The sequence below is a fragment of the Brevundimonas diminuta ATCC 11568 genome, assembly GCF_000204035.1.
GTDB classification, from domain to species: Bacteria; Pseudomonadota; Alphaproteobacteria; order Caulobacterales; family Caulobacteraceae; genus Brevundimonas; species Brevundimonas diminuta.
In genome coordinates this window covers 2,614,908-2,631,526 of record NZ_GL883086.1, presented here as the reverse complement: position 1 = coordinate 2,631,526, position 16,619 = coordinate 2,614,908, and the positions used below count along the sequence as shown (strand labels likewise).

The 16,619-nt window shown below is 68.2% G+C and carries 13 protein-coding genes; 12 read left to right on the top strand and 1 reads right to left on the bottom strand.

The annotated features are described in order from the left end of the window. The first annotated feature begins 530 nt into the window (after positions 1-530). From ilvD to leuB, 9 genes are read left to right on the top strand one after another with little or no spacing between them, the layout of a single operon-like run. A complete protein-coding gene (gene ilvD, locus BDIM_RS16660; RefSeq protein WP_040346513.1) occupies positions 531-2,273 on the top strand; it encodes a dihydroxy-acid dehydratase in 1,743 nt (580 codons plus the stop codon). 12 nt (positions 2,274-2,285) lie between these two features. Further along, entirely contained in the window at positions 2,286-3,299 is a 1,014-nt protein-coding gene (gene ilvC, locus BDIM_RS16655) for a ketol-acid reductoisomerase (RefSeq protein ID WP_040346511.1), read from the top strand. 31 nt (positions 3,300-3,330) lie between these two features. After that, on the top strand, positions 3,331-5,037 hold the full coding sequence (gene ilvG / locus BDIM_RS16650) for an acetolactate synthase 2 catalytic subunit (protein ID WP_050796778.1): 1,707 nt from the start codon (positions 3,331-3,333) through the stop codon (positions 5,035-5,037). Positions 5,038-5,039: 2 nt separating this feature from the next. Then, positions 5,040-5,303 carry an ACT domain-containing protein gene (locus BDIM_RS16645; protein WP_040347287.1) on the top strand — a complete coding sequence of 88 codons (264 nt, stop codon included), beginning with the start codon at positions 5,040-5,042 and terminating at the stop codon, positions 5,301-5,303. Then, positions 5,303-6,550 (top strand): 2-isopropylmalate synthase, encoded by a 1,248-nt coding sequence (locus BDIM_RS16640; protein WP_003166720.1) that lies wholly within the window; start codon positions 5,303-5,305, stop codon positions 6,548-6,550. Before BDIM_RS16645 ends, BDIM_RS16640 begins: the two co-directional genes overlap by 1 nt. Further along, positions 6,534-7,505, top strand: coding sequence for a branched-chain amino acid transaminase (locus BDIM_RS16635; RefSeq protein WP_003166719.1), 972 nt, complete (start codon positions 6,534-6,536; stop codon positions 7,503-7,505). Before BDIM_RS16640 ends, BDIM_RS16635 begins: the two co-directional genes overlap by 17 nt. Further along, entirely contained in the window at positions 7,492-8,952 is a 1,461-nt protein-coding gene (gene leuC / locus BDIM_RS16630; RefSeq protein ID WP_003166718.1) for a 3-isopropylmalate dehydratase large subunit, read from the top strand. The genes BDIM_RS16635 and leuC overlap by 14 nt, the downstream gene beginning before the upstream one ends. Continuing rightward, positions 8,945-9,547, top strand: coding sequence for a 3-isopropylmalate dehydratase small subunit (leuD, locus tag BDIM_RS16625; protein WP_003166717.1), 603 nt, complete (start codon positions 8,945-8,947; stop codon positions 9,545-9,547). Before leuC ends, leuD begins: the two co-directional genes overlap by 8 nt. Next, on the top strand, positions 9,547-10,662 hold the full coding sequence (leuB, locus tag BDIM_RS16620) for a 3-isopropylmalate dehydrogenase (RefSeq protein WP_040346510.1): 1,116 nt from the start codon (positions 9,547-9,549) through the stop codon (positions 10,660-10,662). The genes leuD and leuB overlap by 1 nt, the downstream gene beginning before the upstream one ends. 56 nt (positions 10,663-10,718) lie before the next feature. Here the strand turns inward: leuB and BDIM_RS16615 are convergent, their stop codons facing one another. Further along, the gene (locus BDIM_RS16615; RefSeq protein WP_003166716.1) at positions 10,719-11,312 is read right to left on the bottom strand and encodes a TetR/AcrR family transcriptional regulator; all 594 of its coding nucleotides are present in this window, start codon (positions 11,310-11,312) and stop codon (positions 10,719-10,721) included. A 161-nt stretch (positions 11,313-11,473) separates the two neighbouring features. Between BDIM_RS16615 and BDIM_RS16610 the strand changes: the two genes are divergently transcribed. From BDIM_RS16610 to BDIM_RS16600, 3 genes are all read left to right on the top strand, one after another. Next, positions 11,474-12,661 carry an efflux RND transporter periplasmic adaptor subunit gene (locus BDIM_RS16610; protein ID WP_003166715.1) on the top strand — a complete coding sequence of 396 codons (1,188 nt, stop codon included), beginning with the start codon at positions 11,474-11,476 and terminating at the stop codon, positions 12,659-12,661. A 30-nt stretch (positions 12,662-12,691) separates the two neighbouring features. Further along, positions 12,692-15,961 carry an efflux RND transporter permease subunit gene (locus BDIM_RS16605; protein ID WP_040346509.1) on the top strand — a complete coding sequence of 1,090 codons (3,270 nt, stop codon included), beginning with the start codon at positions 12,692-12,694 and terminating at the stop codon, positions 15,959-15,961. A gap of 1 nt (position 15,962) precedes the next feature. Further along, the coding region (locus tag BDIM_RS16600; RefSeq protein WP_040346508.1) for a TolC family protein at positions 15,963-16,619 on the top strand (657 nt) is incomplete at its 3' end.

Genomic DNA, 16,619 nt, shown 5'->3' with positions numbered 1-16,619 from the left:
CGAACTGGCAATAGGCTTTTCACAAAAAGTCCAAGAAACTCAACGAACCAGAGTCGTCCGCGCCTTACTTCCGGCGCCCTTCACGTACGCGCGCGTCTGGAGAGCTAAAGAGAAATCGGCCTCAGGATGAAATTTTTATCCCAGACACGCACTTGAGCGACTGTTTTTGGCGTTCAAATCCCGCAGCGACGCCACCACAGGGTTCTTTCTTCCATAATTCGTGCATCCGCGGTTGCGCCGCAACATTCGGCGAGGCATAAGAGCGCCAGTTCGAAAGGTCTTTCCTTGTCCCACGGTGCCGCCATCGCTGCGATCCCGAGCCCCGCGCAAGCGGCGGCCGATCTGCGCGTGCTGTCGCTGGGCGTACTCCTTCTCTCGGTAATTCTCATTCCGCTTAGCCAAGCGGTGTGGATGCCTGCGACCTGACCTGAACCCAGCCAGTTTCGCCCATTCACCCCGCTCCGGCTCCGGACGCGGGGTTTTTCTTGTGCCCAGCCCAACACCGACAGGCAAGAAATTCCAAAATCACAATGACGACGCCTTCTGACAGCACGAAACAACCTAACAGCCGCTCTGCGGCCGTCACCCAGGGCCCGAACCGGGCTGCGGCGCGGTCCTATCTGCGCGCGGCGGGGATGCAGGACGCCGATTTCGACAAGCCGATGATCGGCATCGTCAACACCTGGTCGACCGTCACCCCCTGCAACATGCACCTGGACCGTCTGGCCAAAGACGTGCGGGCCGGGATCGTCGCCGCAGGCGGCTATCCGGTCGATTTCAACACCATCGTCGTCACTGACGGCATCTCCATGGGCACGGCGGGGATGAAGGCCTCGCTGATCAGCCGCGAAGTCGTCGCCGATTCCATCGAACTGGCCATCGAGGGGCATCAGCTGGACGGCGTCGTCTGCATCGTCGGCTGCGACAAGACGATTCCCGCCGCGGCCATGGCCCTGGCCCGCATGGATATCCCCGGCCTGGTCTATTACGGCGGCACCATCCTGCCCGGCGTGATCGGGACGAAGGAAGTCTCGGTTCAGGAAGTGTTCGAGGCCATCGGCGCCCACGCCGCCGGTTCGCTGGACGATGCGGGTCTGAAGGCGGTCGAAAGCGCGGTCTGCCCCGGCGCCGGCGCCTGCGGCGGCCAGTTCACGGCCAACACCATGGCCATGGCCCTGTCGATGATGGGGATCAGCCCCATGGGCGCCAATGACGTGCCCGCCGTCGATCCGGCCAAGGGCGCGGAAGGCGAGCGCTGCGGCCGCCTGATCGTCGAGCGCGTCTTCGCCGGAGACACCGCCCGCAAATACATCACCCGCGCCAGCCTGAAGAACGCGGCCATCGCCGTCTCGGCCTCGGGCGGATCGACCAACGCCGTCATGCACCTGACCGCCATCGCGGCCGAGGCGGGCGTCGATTTCGGCGTCGAGGACTGCCACCAGGCCTGCGTCGAGGCGCCGGTCATCTGCGACCTGAAGCCGGGCGGGCGTTTCCTGGCCTCGCACCTGTATGCGGCGGGCGGCACGCGCCTGGTCGCTCAACGTCTGGCTGAGGCGGGCAAGATCGCCAACGTCCCGACCGTCTCGGGCCGCAGCCTGTTCGCCGAAGCCGGCGACGCCGAGGAGCAACCCGGCCAACAGGTCGTGACCGACTTCGACGCGCCGGTCATGGCGCGCGGCTCCTACGCCGTCATCTATGGCGATGTCGCGCCGGAAGGCGCGGTCATCAAGCTGACCGGCCATAAGGTCGATCGTTTCGAAGGCCCGGCCGCCGTCTTCGACTGCGAGGAAGACGCCTTCCACGCGGTTCAGGATGGTTCGGTCGGCGAAGGCGACGTCATCATCATCCGCTACGAAGGCCCCAAGGGCGGCCCCGGCATGCGCGAGATGCTGCAGATCACCGCCGCCCTGAAGGGCCGCAAGGTCGAGAACGTCGCCCTGCTGACCGACGGCCGCTTTTCGGGCGCCTCCTACGGCTTCGTCGCCGGCCACGTCTCGCCCGAGGCGGCGGCGGGCGGCCCCATCGCTCTCATTCGCGATGGCGATCCGATCGTCATCGACGTCACCAACCGAAGGATCGACGTGCTCGTCGATCTGGAGGCGCGCCGGGCGGACTTCGCCCCCAACCGTGTCCGCCCGGCGCAAGGCGTCTTCGCGAAATACCGCGCCGCCGTCGCCTCCGCCTCGCAAGGGGCCGTGACCATTCCCAATCCGCCGCCAGCCCAGATCCCCGCCGATCTGGGCGCCCGCTCCACCGAAACCGCTGCTTCCTAAGGATCTCCTCCCATGGCCATCACCATCTACACCAATGAAGACATCAAGCCGGGCGCCATCGCCGGGCAACGCATCGCCGTCATCGGCTACGGCTCGCAGGGCCGCGCCCACGCCCAGAACCTGAAGGATTCGGGCCACGACGTGATCGTCGGCGTCCGTCACGGCGGCACGGGCTGGAAGCACGCGACCGAGGACGGCCTGGCCACGGCCGAGCCTGCCGAAGCCGTTCGCGGCGCCGACATCATCGCCATCCTGACGCCCGACATGATCCAGAATGAGATCTATCGCGACGTCATCGAGCCGAACGCCAAGCCCGGCTCGGCCCTGCTGTTCGCGCACGGCTTCTCGATCATCTATGACCGCATCACCCCGCGCGACGACATGGACGTCATCCTGGTGGCGCCCAAGGGGCCGGGCGATCTGGTCCGTCGTGAGTTCGCGCGCGGCCGCGGCGTCCCCTCCCTGTTCGCCATCGAAAAGGACGCGACCGGCAAGGCGCGCGACCGCGCCATGGGCTACGCCAAGGGCATCGGCGGCGCGACCGGCGGCCTGCTCGAGACGTCGTTCCGCGAAGAGACCGAAACCGATCTGTTCGGCGAACAGGCCGTCCTGTGCGGCGGGGCCAAGGAACTGGTCATCCAAGGCTTCAACACCCTGGTCGAGGCCGGCTACCAGCCCGAGATCGCCTATTTCGAATGCCTGCACGAGCTGAAGCTGATCGTGGACCTGTTCTACGAAGGCGGCATTTCCAAGATGCACCACTTCATCTCGGAAACGGCCAAGTGGGGCGCCGTCGCCTCGGGTCCGCGCGTCATCACCGATGAGACCCGCGCCCGCATGAAGACCGTGCTGGACGAGATCCAGAGCGGCCAGTTCGCCCGCGAATGGATCGCCGAGAACGAGGCCGGCAAGCCGAAGTACGAGGCCCTGCTGGACGCCGACCGCAACAGCCAGATCGAACAGGTCGGCGCCCGTCTGCGCGACCGCATGGCCTGGCTGCAGACGGCCAAACAGGCCGCCGCCTGACCCTCTATATATATAAAGAGAGACTGATCCGATGAGCGCCGCCGCGCCCGCCCTGAAAACACCCCCCGCCCCGGCCGTCATGACCGGCGCGCGCCTGCTTGTCTCCAGCCTGGAGCGGATGGGCGTGGAGGTGGTGTTCGGCTATCCCGGCGGCGCCATCATGCCGATCTACGACGCCCTGACCGGCTCGTCGCTGAAACACATCCTGGTGCGCCACGAACAGGCCGCCGCCTTCGCCGCCGACGCCTATGCCCGCCTGAGCGGCCGGGTCGGGGTCTGCATGGCCACCTCAGGCCCCGGCGCCACCAATCTGATCACCGGCATCGCCAACGCCATGATGGATTCGGCGCCGATGGTCTGCATCACCGGCAATGTCCCCCAAGGGGTCATGGGGACCGACGCCTTTCAGGAGATCGACATCCTGGGCGTCACCCTGCCGATCGTGAAACACTCCATCCTGGTCCGTGACGCCGCCGAGATTCCGGCTGCCATCGAACAGGCCTTCCACATCGCCGCCTCGGGCCGCCCCGGCCCGGTGCTGGTCGACCTGCCCAAGGACGTCCAGTTCGCCGAAACGGTCGCCCCCTTCGGCTTCAACATTCCCAATGAGACGCCCGCCGCCGACGCCGACGCCATCGCCGAGGCCGAGCATTTCATCCGCACATCTGAGCGCCCGCTGATCTACATCGGCGGTGGGGTGAAGATCGGCCGTGCGACCGAGGCCCTGCGCGCCTTCGCCGAGACCACCGGCATTCCCGCCGTCGCCACCCTGAACGCCCTGGGCACGGTGCCGACCGACGCCCCTGGCTTCCTGGGAATGCTGGGGATGCACGGCGCCCGCGCGGCCAATGAGGCGGTTCAGGCGTCCGACCTGCTGATCGTCATGGGCGCCCGCTTCGACGACCGCGCCACCGGCAAGCTGGCCGAGTTCGCCCCTCATGCCCGCGTCGTCCACTTCGACGTCGACGCCTCGGAGATCGGCAAGCTGCGCGAGACCCACGTCGCCGTCGGCGGCGAGATCCGTCCGGCTATCGAGGCCCTGACCGCGCGCATGTCGGCGGCGCCGCTGGCGATCGACCCGTGGGTCATCCGCTGCGCCTCGGCGGCCGAGCGTCACGCCGCCCGCTATGACGCGCCGGGCGAAGGCGTCTACGCCCCGGCCCTGCTGAAGCAGCTGTCCGAAATGGCGGGCGACCGCTTCGTCGCCGCCTGCGACGTCGGCCAGCATCAGATGTGGGCCGCCCAGCACTGCCGCTTCGCCCGGCCCGAAGCCCACATCACATCGGGCGGTCTGGGCGCCATGGGCTTCGGCCTGCCCGCCGGTCTGGGCGCCCAGATGGCCGACCCCGATGCGGTCGTCATCACCATCGCCGGCGACGGCGGCTTCATGATGAACATTCAGGAGCTGGCGACCCTACGCCGCTACGGCGTGCCGCTGAAGATCGTCCTGCTGGACAACTCTTCCCTGGGCCTGGTGCGCCAGTGGCAGGAGCTATTCTTCGAAGAGAACTATTCCGAGATCGACCTGTCCGACAATCCGGACTTCGTGAAGGTGGCCGAGGCCTTCGGCGTCGAGGCCTTCCGCATCGACCGCCGCGATCAGGTCGAGGCCGGTCTGGCCCGCCTGCTGGCCGCCGAAGGCGCCTGTCTGGCCCACGTCGTCATCGACCCCAAGGAAAACGTCTGGCCGCTGGTGCCGCCGGGCAAGAGCAACGCTGAAATGATGGAAGGCGCATGATCATGAGCGACACCATTCACATCCAGATCGACCGAGCCGACGGCTCGCTTCAGCGTCTCATCGGCCTGGTGGAGCGCCGCGGCTTCCACATCGACGGCATGAGCATGGCCCCCGATTCTGAAGTGGAGGGCGCGATGCGCCGCATCGCCCTGACCGTTCGTGGGCGTGACGCCGCCCGCTCCATCGACAACCTGGGCCGCCAGATCGACCGCCTGATCGGCGTCGCGCGCATCCAGGCCCAAACCTTCCAGTCCGAGGCTGCGTAATGTCCCGAGTAGAACGCGTATCCAGAACCGCCCAGATTGCGGCGTCCGATCCCAACCGCGTCATCATCTTCGACACCACCCTGCGCGACGGCGAGCAGGCGCCGGGCTTCTCCATGTCGGCCGAGGCCAAGCTGAAGATGGCCCATGTCCTGCGCGACCTGGGCGTGGACGTGATCGAGGCGGGCTTCGCCGCCGCCTCGCCGGGCGACGAGGAGTGCATCCGTCGTGTGGCGGGCGAGATCGAGGGCCCGGTCTTCGCCTCCCTGTCGCGCGCCAACGAGAAGGACATCGACGCCTCGTTCCGCGCCCTGTCGCCTGCGCCGAAATCGCACCGTCGCTGCCACGTCTTCCTGGCCACCAGCCCGATCCACCGCTCGGCCAAGCTGCGGATGAGCACCAACGAGGTGCTGGCCACGATTTCGCGCACGGTGGAATACGCCGCCTCGATGTTCGACGACGTGGAGTTCTCGGCAGAGGACGCCTTCCGCACGGAACCCGAGTTCCTGGCCGAGGCGCTGACGGCCGCCGCCGATGCCGGCGCCCAGACGCTGAACGTGCCCGACACCGTCGGCTACGCCACGCCGGAAGAGGCGCGCCAGAGGTTCGCCTATCTGGACGGGATTATCCGCCCGCGCCACGCGGACATCATCTTCTCCTCGCACTGCCACAACGACCTGGGTCTGGCCGTGGCCAACTCCCTGGCCGCGGTCGAGGGCGGGGCGCGCCAGATCGAGGGCGCCATCAACGGCATCGGCGAACGGGCGGGCAACGCCTCGATCGAAGAAGTCATCATGGCCCTGCGCACCCGCGCGGACCGCTATGGGGCGACCGTCGCCGCCGAGAGTCGCCATCTAGTGCGCGCCTCCGAGACCCTGCGCGAAGTGACCGAGACGGTCATCGCCCGCAACAAGGCCATCGTCGGCCTGAACGCCTTCGCCCACGAGGCCGGGATCCACCAGCACGGCATGATGGCCGACGCCCGCACCTACGAGATCATGCGTCCCGAGGACGTCGGTTTCGAGGGCAGCTACTTCGTGCTGGGCAAACATTCCGGCCGCCACGCGGTCGGCAAGCGGGCCGAGGCTCTGGGCCATGTGCTGGAAGGCCAGCGCCTGGCCGACGTCTTCGCCGGCTTCAAGCAACGCGCCGACCAGATCGGCGAAATCAATGACGCGGAACTGACCGCCATCATCGCGGCCGTCACGGCCTCCGCACCACAGGATACGACCTATGCAACCGCTGGCTAAGAACATCTGGATCAACGGCGAACTGACGGCGTGGGAGAACGCCACGGTTCATGTCATGAGCCACGCCCTGCACTACGGCACCTCGGTGTTCGAGGGCATCCGCGTCTATGACACCCCCAACGGTCCGTGCGGCTTCCGCCTGACCGACCACATCCGCCGCCTGTTCGACAGCGCGCGCATCTACCACTTCCCCATGCCTTATAATGAGGGCGAACTGGTTCAGGCCTGCAAGGAGGTGGTGCGCGCCGAGGGCCTGCGCTCGGCCTATCTGCGCCCCTTGGCCTTCCTGGGCGAGTGCGGCATGGGCGTCAGCCCCTCGGCCGAGGCGATCCGCAGCGATGTGATGATCTCGGCCTTCGCCTGGGGCGCCTATCTGGGCGAAGAAGCGCTGGAGAAGGGCGTCGACGCCTGCATCTCCAGCTGGAACCGCGTGGCGCCGAACACCGTCCCGGCGGGCGCCAAGGCGGGCGGCAACTATCTGTCCTCCTATCTGATCGGACGCGAGGCCCGCGTGCGCGGCTTCGGCGAAGGCATCGCCCTGGGCGCCGACGGCCTGCTGTCCGAGGGCGCGGGCGAGAACCTGTTCATCGTCAAGGACGGGGTGCTGATGACCCCGCCCGCCGCCGCCTCCATCCTGCAGGGCATCACCCGGGACAGCGTGATGAAGCTGGCGCGCGGCCTGGGCTATGAGGCGCGCGAACAGGTGCTGCCGCGCGAAGCCCTCTATGTCGCCGACGAGGTCTTCATGACCGGCACAGCGGCCGAGATCACGCCCGTCCGCTCCATCGACGGCATCATGACCCGCGCAGGCGGCCCCGGCCCGGTGACGAAGGCGGTCAACAAGGCCTTCCGCGGCCTGTTCGACGGCACGACGCCCGACCGCTTCGGCTGGCTGGAGCCCATCGGCGAAGCGGCCGCCGCCCCAACCAGGGAGCGCGCGCATGAGCCAGCCTAAAACCCTGTATCAGAAGGTCTGGGACCGGCACGTCGTCGTGCCGGAAACCGCCGAGACTCCGGGCGTCATGTATGTGGACCTGCATCTGGTCCACGAAGTCACCTCGCCCCAGGCCTTCTCCGAAATCGAGGCGCGCGGGCTGAAGGTCCGCCGCCCCGACCGCACCTTCGCCACCCTGGACCACTCGACCCCCACCCTGCCCGCCGGGCCGGATGGGCAACGCCCCTATGTCACAGAACAGGCGCGCAACCAGGTCGAGACCCTGGAGGCCAACTGCGCCCGACATAACGTCGAACTGGCGGGCTGGGGCTCGGATCAGCGCGGCGTCGTCCACGTCATGGGGCCGGAGCTGGGCCTGACCCAGCCGGGCATGACCGTCGTCTGCGGCGACAGCCACACGGCCACCCACGGCGCCTTCGGGGCGCTGGCCTTCGGCATCGGCACCTCGGAAGTCGGCCATGTGCTGGCGACCCAGTGCCTGCTGCAGCGCCGGGCCAAGGCCATGCGGGTGACGGTCGACGGACGCTTGCGTCCCGGCGTCTCCGGCAAGGATGTGGCGCTGGCCGTCATCGCCGCCATCGGCTTCGGCGGCGGCACCGGCTACGTCATCGAATATGCGGGCGAGGCCGTGCGCGCGCTGGACATGGAAGGGCGCATGACCCTGTGCAACATGTCCATCGAGGCGGGCGCGCGGGCGGGCATGATCGCCCCCGACCAGACCACTGTGGACTGGCTGCGCGGCCGTCGCCACGTCCCCGCCGACTATGAGGCCGCAGCCGCCGACTGGCTGAGCCTGGCCACCGACCCCGGCGCGGTCTTCGACAAGGAGGTCGTGCTGGACGGCGGCGCCATCCGCCCGATGGCCACCTGGGGCACGACGCCGGACGCCGGCGCACCCGTCGGCGCGCCCGTGCCGCAACCGCGCTCGGCCTCCGACCAGAAGGCCATCGACTACATGGGCTTCACCGCGGGCGAGGCGACCACCGGCCACAAGGTCGACGTCGTCTTCATCGGCAGTTGCACCAACGGCCGCCTGCCCGACCTGCGCGCCGCCGCCGACGTCCTGCGCGGCCGCAAGGTCCAGCCGGGCGTGCGGATGCTGGTCGTCCCCGGCTCGGAAGCCGTCCGCCGCGACGCCGAGGCCGAAGGTCTGGATCGGGTCTTCACCGAGGCGGGCGCCGAATGGCGCATCCCTGGCTGCTCCATGTGCATCGCCATGAACGGGGATTTCGTCGCGCCGGGCCAGTTGGCCGTCTCGACCTCGAACCGCAATTTCGAGGGCCGTCAGGGCAAGGGCGCCCGCACCATACTGGCCAGCCCCGCCACCGCCGCCGCCAGCGCCGTCGCCGGGGTGTTGACCGACCCACGCGTCTATCTGTCGGGGACGGCTCCCCTCAAGCAGTCGAGCGCCGCGCGCGAGGCGATAGGGGAGACCCAAAATGTCTGAGCCCTTCAAGACCCTGACGTCGAAGACCCTGACCCTGAGTCAGGCCAACATCGACACCGACCAGATCATCCCCGCGCGTTTCCTGACCACCACGACGCGCGAGGGTCTGGGCGCCCACGCCTTCCACGACTGGCGCTATGAGGCCGACGGTTCGCCCAAGCCCGAGGCCGTGTTGAACCGCATCGACCCGACCGAACAGCGCATCCTGCTGGCGGGGCCGAACTTCGCCTGCGGCTCATCGCGCGAACACGCGCCGTGGGCCCTGCTGGACTACGGCTTTCGGGCGGTGATCTCGACCGAGATCGCCGACATCTTCACCTCCAACGCCCTGAAGAACGGCTTCCTGCCCATCGTCGTCGATCAGGCGACCTGGGACGACCTCGCCGCCCATCCGGAACAGCCGGTGACGATTGATCTGGACGCCAATGAGATCCGGCGCGGCAACGCCCCGGCCGTGCCGTTCAAGGTCGAGTCCTTCGCCCGCCAGTGCCTGCTGGACGGGGTCGACGCCCTCGGCTGGCTCCAATCGAAGCTGCCCTACGTCACCACCTTTGAACGCCTGAGAAACGACGCCTTTCAGCCGGAGACCGCCTGATGACCGCCCATGAAACGCCCGTCGCCCGCACCTTCGACATCGCCGTCCTGCCTGGCGACGGGGTCGGTCCTGAAGTCGCCCTGGCCGCCCAGCGGGTGTTGACCTGCATCGGCGACATCTACGGGCACCGCTTCAACTTCACCGAACACCTGATCGGCGGCGCCGCCATCGACGCGACGGGCGAGTCCCTGCCAGAAGAGACGAAAGCCGCCTGTCTGGCCTCCGACGCCGTGCTGCTGGGCGCGGTCGGCGGGCCCAAGTGGGACGGCGCCCCGGTGCGACCGGAACAGGGCCTGCTGGCCATCCGCAAGGCCATGGGTCTGTACGCCAACCTGCGCCCGTTGCAGGTCTCGCCGGTGCTGGCCCACCGCTCGCCGCTGAAGAAGGAGATCGTCGAGGGCGTCGATCTGATCGTCTTCCGCGAACTGACCAGCGGCGTCTATTTCGGCGAGCGCACCCGCACCGAAACCCAGGCGTCCGACCTGTGCGTCTATACGGTCGAGGAGATCGAGCGCGTCGCCCGCGCCGCCTTCCAGGCCGCCGAACAGCGCCGCGGCAAGGTCACTTCGGTCGACAAGGCCAACGTCATGGAGACCAGTCGCCTGTGGCGCGAGGTGGTGACCCGCATCCACGCCGAGGAATATCCGCAGATCACCCTGGAGCACGCGCTGGTCGACTCCATGGCCATGCACCTGATCCGCAAGCCGCGCGACTATGACGTCATCCTGACCGAGAACATGTTCGGCGACATCCTGTCGGATGAAATCTCGGTGCTGGGCGGCTCGATCGGCCTGCTGCCCTCGGCCTCCCTGGGCGCCGACGGCCCCGGCCTGTTCGAGCCGATCCACGGCTCGGCGCCCGACATCGCTGGACAGGATCTGGCCAATCCGGTCGGCATGGTGCTGTCGGCGGCGATGATGCTGCGCCACAGCTTCGATCTGGAGGATGAGGCCGACTCCATCGAGGCGGCGGTCGCCGCCGTCCTGGCCTCGGGCGCCGTCACCGCCGATCTGGGCGGGCCGCTGGGCACGGTGTCGGCCACCCGCGCCATCGTCGACGCCATCCGCGCCATCCACTGGGCGGCGGCGCGCCATGTGCCGATGCACTGGGCCTAGACGGGGTTGCCATAAGACAGAGACGAGAGGCGGGCCGCGGTCCGCCTCTTTTCAATTCAGCCGTCGATCAGGCCCTGAAGCGCCTTGGCCATACGGTCGCGCAGGCGGCCCCGCTGTTCATCCGTCAGAGCCGAAAAGCCGTCCGACAGCTCGCGGCCGATGGCCATGCCCATGATCAGGCCGGACGCGAGGCGCGCCCGCACGGCCGCGTCCTCGCCGCCGATCCACTGAGTCAGGGGATCGAAGAAGCGGTTGTTCGCCGTGCGCTGCACCACGTCCATCGCCTTGGTCGAGCCGATCGAGCGCAACAGGATCAGCAGGCCGCGCATCTTCTCGCCGGTCGGGTCGGCCTCGCACCGAGCCGCCTCGCCATAGACGACTTCCGTCGCCAGGCGCTGACCGAAATCGGCGCGGTCGCCTTCCATCAGGTCACGCCCGTTCTTGCAACTGTCCAGCACCGCCAGGAACAGATCTTCCTTCGAGCCGAAATAGCGGCTGATCAGCGCCGCATCGACGCCGACGTCGCGCGCCACGTCGCGCATGCCGACATCATCATAGCTTTCCGCGCAGAAACGCTCGCGCGCCGCCTCCAGAATGGCCTGGCGGGTGGCGTTGGCGTTACGCGGCCGGGGAACGTCGCAAAGGACCAATTGGTCGCACTCCAATAAACCTTACGGACTATATGGCCTTGTCATCAGGCGTTGACAAGCGTCGCCTTCGTCGTCTTTAAGTCAGCCGGTGTTGACTGGACGCCTTCTCCCCAAAGAGCGACAGTCTCTCTGATCACGTTACTCCCAAGGAGATTGCGCCGATGCGCACGGTTAAGATCGCGGCCGCGTCCGCTTTGATGGCGGCCGCCCTCTATGGCTGTTCCAAGGGACAGGAGGCGCCCGCCCAGGGCGCGCCGCCCGTCACGGTGGCCGCGCCCCTGTCGCAACAGGTCGTCGACTGGGACGAATTCACCGGCCGCTTCGAGGCGCCTCGCTCGGTCGACGTACGGGCGCGCGTCGGCGGCTACATCCAGTCCGTCCATTTCAAGGACGGCGACTTCGTGCGCCAGGGCCAGCTGCTGTTCACCCTGGACCCGCGCCCGGCCCAGGCCGCCCTGGCCTCGGCCCGCGCACAACTGGCCCAGGGCCAGGCCCAGCTGACGCTGGCCCGCACGGAACTGACTCGCGCCGAGGGCCTGCTGGCCTCGCAGGCCGTGTCCCAGGCTGAGGTCGACGCCAAGCGCGGCGCCGTCCAGACCGCCGAGGCCGCCGTGGCCGCCGCCAACGCCGCCATCCGCGCCCGTCAGCTGGACGTGGAGTTCACCCGCGTCACCGCCCCGATCTCGGGCCGCGTGTCCGACCGCCGGGTCGATCCGGGCAACCTAATCGGCGGCGGCTCGTCGGCTGGCGACGTCCTGACCACCATCGTCTCGTCCTCGCCGATCTACTTCGTCTTCGACGGCTCCGAAGCCCTGGCGTTGAAGTACCAGCGCGACGCCCGCAACGGTTCGGCCCCGATCCGCATCCGCCTGCAGGACGAGACCAGCTACGACCGCACCGGTACGCTGGACTTCACCGACAACGCCATCGACGCCTCCTCGGGCACCATTCGCCTGCGCGCCGTGGTGCAGAACGCCGACGGCTTCCTGAAGCCCGGCATGTTCGGTCACGCCCAACTGGCCGGTTCGGGCGGGTACGCCGCCATGCTGGTGCCGGATTCCGCCGTCGTCACCGACGGTCCGCGCAAGGTGGTCTACGTCGTCGCCAAGGACGGCACGGTCGGCGCCAAGCCGGTCCAGCTGGGTCCGCTGGCCAACGGCCTGCGCGTCGTGCGCACGGGCCTGACGCCGGACGACCGCGTCATCATCAACGGCCTTCAGCGCGCCCGCCCGGGCCAGAAGGTCACCGCCCAGAACGGAACCATCAAGGCTGAGGAAACCAAGGCCGACGCGCCCGTGACCACGGCCCCCGTCGCTTCGTCCGCCACCTTCGTCGCCAGCGCCGGCTGAGGAGGAGGCTCACGAGCCGGAACCTGATCCATGAACATATCCCGCTTCTTCATCGACCGGCCGATCTTCGCGATCGTGATCTCGGTCTTCATCACCCTGATCGGCGCCTTCGCCATGCCGATGCTGCCGCTCGCGCAGTATCCGGACATCGCGCCGCCGACGATCAGCGTGAACGCCTCCTACGCCGGCGCCTCGGCTGAAACCCTGTCCGAAACGGTCGCCGCGCCGCTCGAACAGGAGATCAACGGCGTCGAGAACATGCTTTACATGACCTCGTCGTCCACCTCGGACGGCCGGGTCACCGTGACCGTGACTTTCCAGCCCGGCACCGACCTCGACACCGCCCAGGTGCTGGTCCAGAACCGGGTCGCCCTGGCCGAGCCGCGCCTTCCGGCGCAGGTCCGTCAGGTCGGCGTCGTCGTCAACAAGGAGTCGACCGGCTTCCTGATGCTGGCCTCGCTGACGTCCGACGATCCCGGCATCGACAGCGACTATCTGGGCAACATGGCCCAGTCGACGATCCGCGACCGCCTGCTGCGGATCGACGGCGTCGGCGGCATCCAGGTCTTCGGCGGCGGCAACTACTCCATGCGCATCTGGATCGATCCGGCCAAGGCGGCCGCACGCGACCTGACCGCGCCCGAGATCGTCGCCGCCCTGCAGGCCCAGAACGTCCAGGCCGCCGGCGGTTCGATCGGCCAGCCCCCCTTCCCGACCAACGCCGCCGCCTTCGAGCTGCCGGTTCAGGTCGAGGGCCGTCTGTCGGCTCCGGAAGAGTTCGGCAAGGTCGTGCTCAAGACCGACGCTCAAGGGCGCGTGACCCGCGTCAGCGACGTCGCCCGCATCGAGCTGGGTTCGGAAATCTACGGCGTCGAAGGCTACTTCAACGGCCAGCGCGGCGTCGGCATCGCCGTCATCCAGCAGCCGGGCTCCAACGCCCTGTCGACCGCCAAGGCGGTCATCGCCGAGCTGGACGCCATCAAGGCCGACTTCCCGCCCGGCGTGAAATACGCCATCCCCTATAACCCGACGGAATACGTCGCCGCCTCGGTTTCGGCCGTGGAGCACGTGCTGATCGAAGCCGTCTTCCTGGTGATGATCGTCATCCTGGTCTTCCTGCAGACCTGGCGCGCGGCCATCATCCCCATCATCGCCATCCCGGTGGCCCTGGTCGGCACCTTCGCGGTGCAGCTGGCCCTGGGCTATTCGATCAACTCCCTGTCGCTGTTCGCCCTGGTTCTGGCCGTCGGCATCGTCGTCGACGACGCCATCATCGTGGTCGAGAACGTCGAGCGCTACATCCGCGAGGGCCTGACGCCCAAGGAGGCGGCCTACCGCTCGATGCAGGAAGTGTCGGGCGCCCTGATCGCCATCTCCCTGGTGCTGACCTCGGTGTTCGTTCCGACGGCCTTCGTGCCCGGCATTCCCGGCATCTTCTTCCGTCAGTTCGCCGTCACCATCGCCTCGGCGACTCTGATCTCGCTTCTGGTGTCGCTGACGCTGTCGCCGGCCCTGGCCGCGCTTCTGCTGAAGCCGCACAAGGAGCACGACCATCACCGCAAGCCGGGCCTGTTCGGCACGGTGACCTATTATCTCGGCTGGGCCGGGGCCAAGTTCAACGAAGGCTTCGACTGGGTCTCGGACCGCTACGGCCGCCTGACGGCCAAGCTGATCCGCATGGTCACCATCATGCTCGTCATCTACGCCGCCCTGCTGGCGCTGACGGGCTGGCGCATGGCCGACACCCCGACCGGCTTCATCCCGGACCAGGACCAGGGCGTGCTGATCGGCGTCGTCCAGCTTCCGCCGGGCGCCTCGCTGGAACGCACCAAGGCCGCCATGAACAAGGCCGTGGACATCGTCCGCAAGGCCGACGGCGTGCAGGAAGTCACCGCCTTCGCCGGCCTGGACGGCTCCAGCTTCTCGCTGTCGTCCAACGCCGCCACCATGTTCATCAAGCTCAAGGACTATGAAGAGCGCACCACGCCCGAACTGGAAGCCTCGGCCCTGGCCGGCGCGCTCAGCGGGGCGACCGGCGTCATCGAGGAAGCCAGCATCTTCATGCTGTCGCCCCCGCCCGTTCAGGGCATGGGCACCGGCTCGGGCTTCAAGATGATGATCCAGGACCGTTCCGGCGCCGGCTTCAAGGCTCTGGAAGGCGCGACCTTCGCCATGATGGGCGCGGCCGCCCAGGCGCCGGATCAGGTGCAGCAGGTGTTCAGCCTCTACAACACCGGCTCGCCGCGCATCGCCGCCGAAGTCGACCGCGACAAGGCCCTGCTGATGGGCGTCCAGCCCTCGACCGTGTTCAGCACCCTGGGCACCTACCTCGGCTCGACCTACGTCAACGACTTCAACTTCCTGGGCCGCACCTTCCGTGTGACCGCCCAGGCTGAGCCCGCCTATCGCGACGAGCTGGCCGATATCGCCAACCTGAAGGTCCGTTCGGGCTCGGGCGGGATGGTGCCGATCGGTTCGGTGGCGACCCTGGCCGACGATTCCGGCCCGGCGCGCGTGGTCCGCTACAACCTGTTCCCGGCTTCGGAACTGCAGGGTGAAGCGGCGCCCGGCGTGTCGACCGGCGACGCCATCGCCACGATGGAGCAGCTGGCGGCCCAGACCCTGCCGGAAGGCTTCAGCTACGAGTGGACCGAAATCGCCCTGCAGGAGAAGCAGGCGGCGGGCGGCGCGACCATCATCTTCATCATGGCGGTGGTGTTCGTCTTCCTGGTGCTGGCCGCTCAGTATGAGGCCTTCACCCTGCCGCTGGCGGTCATCCTGATCGTGCCGATGTGTATCCTGGCGGCCATTATCGGGGTGAACCTGCATGGTCTGGACAACAACATCCTGACCCAGGTCGGCCTGGTGGTCCTGATCGCCCTGGCGGCCAAGAATGCCATCCTGATCGTGGAGTTCGCCAAGCAGGCCGAGGACGAAGAGGGCCTGAACCGTTGGGACGCCGCCGTCCAGGCCGCGCGCCAGCGTCTGCGCCCGATCCTGATGACCTCGTTCGCCTTCATCTTCGGCGTGCTGCCCCTGGCCATCGCCACGGGCCCCGGCTCGGAGATGCAGAACGCCCTGGGCATCGCGGTGGTCTATGGGATGCTGGGGGTGACCTTTTTCGGTCTGATCTTCACCCCCGTCTTCTACGTCATCTGTCGCTGGATGGCGGGCAAGCTGCCCAAGGCGCCGGGCAAGGAGCGCGAGCTCCCGACCAGCTTCGGCGCTCCGCCGCACGACCCCTTTGACCCCGACGGCCCGGAACCGGCTCCCGCCGCTCCGCGCCAGGGAGATGCGTAAAATGAACGGCAAACTCCGCACTCTGCTGACCGCCGCGGGGTCGGCGGCCCTGCTCGCCGCTTGCGCGGTGGGCCCCAAGGCGCCGCTCCCCACGATCCCGGCCGAAGGCCAGGGCGCCTTCGTCGGCTCGCAATCCGCCTCGGTTTCGACCGAGGCGGCCCGCGACGACTGGTGGCGGCTGTATCAGGATCCGACCCTCGACGGCCTGATCCAGCAGGCCCTGACCGAGAACAACGAGCTGGAGGCGGCCGCGGCCAATCTGCGCGCCGTCCGGGCCTCGCTGTCCGAAGCCCGCTCGGGCCGGTTCCCCACCACCACCGCCTCGGCCGCCTACAACCGCAGCCGGGCCTCGACCGACACCGTGCCGACCTCCGGCGGCGCCAAGCTGCCGGAAGTCGACACCTATGACGTCGGCCTGGACGTCTCCTATGAGATTGACCTGTTCGGCCGGGTGGAGTCCTCAATCCGCGCCGCGCGGGGCGACGTGGCCGCCGCCGCCGCCGCCCTGGAGGTCGTGCGGGTGACGGTCGCGGCCGAAACGGCCCGGGCCTATGCCGACACCTGCTCGGCCAACGCCCAGATCGCCGTGGCCGAACGGACCATCGACTTGCAGGCTAAAACGGTCGACCTGACCCAGCGGCTGCTGGACGGAGGCGCC

Coding starts and splice junctions, on each gene's coding strand:
- ilvD (WP_040346513.1), top strand. CDS start 531: ATGACGACGCCTTCTGACAGCACGAAACAACCTAACAGCCGCTCTGCG.
- ilvC (WP_040346511.1), top strand. CDS start 2,286: ATGGCCATCACCATCTACACCAATGAAGACATCAAGCCGGGCGCCATC.
- ilvG (WP_050796778.1), top strand. CDS start 3,331: ATGAGCGCCGCCGCGCCCGCCCTGAAAACACCCCCCGCCCCGGCCGTC.
- BDIM_RS16645 (WP_040347287.1), top strand. CDS start 5,040: ATGAGCGACACCATTCACATCCAGATCGACCGAGCCGACGGCTCGCTT.
- BDIM_RS16640 (WP_003166720.1), top strand. CDS start 5,303: ATGTCCCGAGTAGAACGCGTATCCAGAACCGCCCAGATTGCGGCGTCC.
- BDIM_RS16635 (WP_003166719.1), top strand. CDS start 6,534: ATGCAACCGCTGGCTAAGAACATCTGGATCAACGGCGAACTGACGGCG.
- leuC (WP_003166718.1), top strand. CDS start 7,492: ATGAGCCAGCCTAAAACCCTGTATCAGAAGGTCTGGGACCGGCACGTC.
- leuD (WP_003166717.1), top strand. CDS start 8,945: ATGTCTGAGCCCTTCAAGACCCTGACGTCGAAGACCCTGACCCTGAGT.
- leuB (WP_040346510.1), top strand. CDS start 9,547: ATGACCGCCCATGAAACGCCCGTCGCCCGCACCTTCGACATCGCCGTC.
- BDIM_RS16610 (WP_003166715.1), top strand. CDS start 11,474: ATGCGCACGGTTAAGATCGCGGCCGCGTCCGCTTTGATGGCGGCCGCC.
- BDIM_RS16605 (WP_040346509.1), top strand. CDS start 12,692: ATGAACATATCCCGCTTCTTCATCGACCGGCCGATCTTCGCGATCGTG.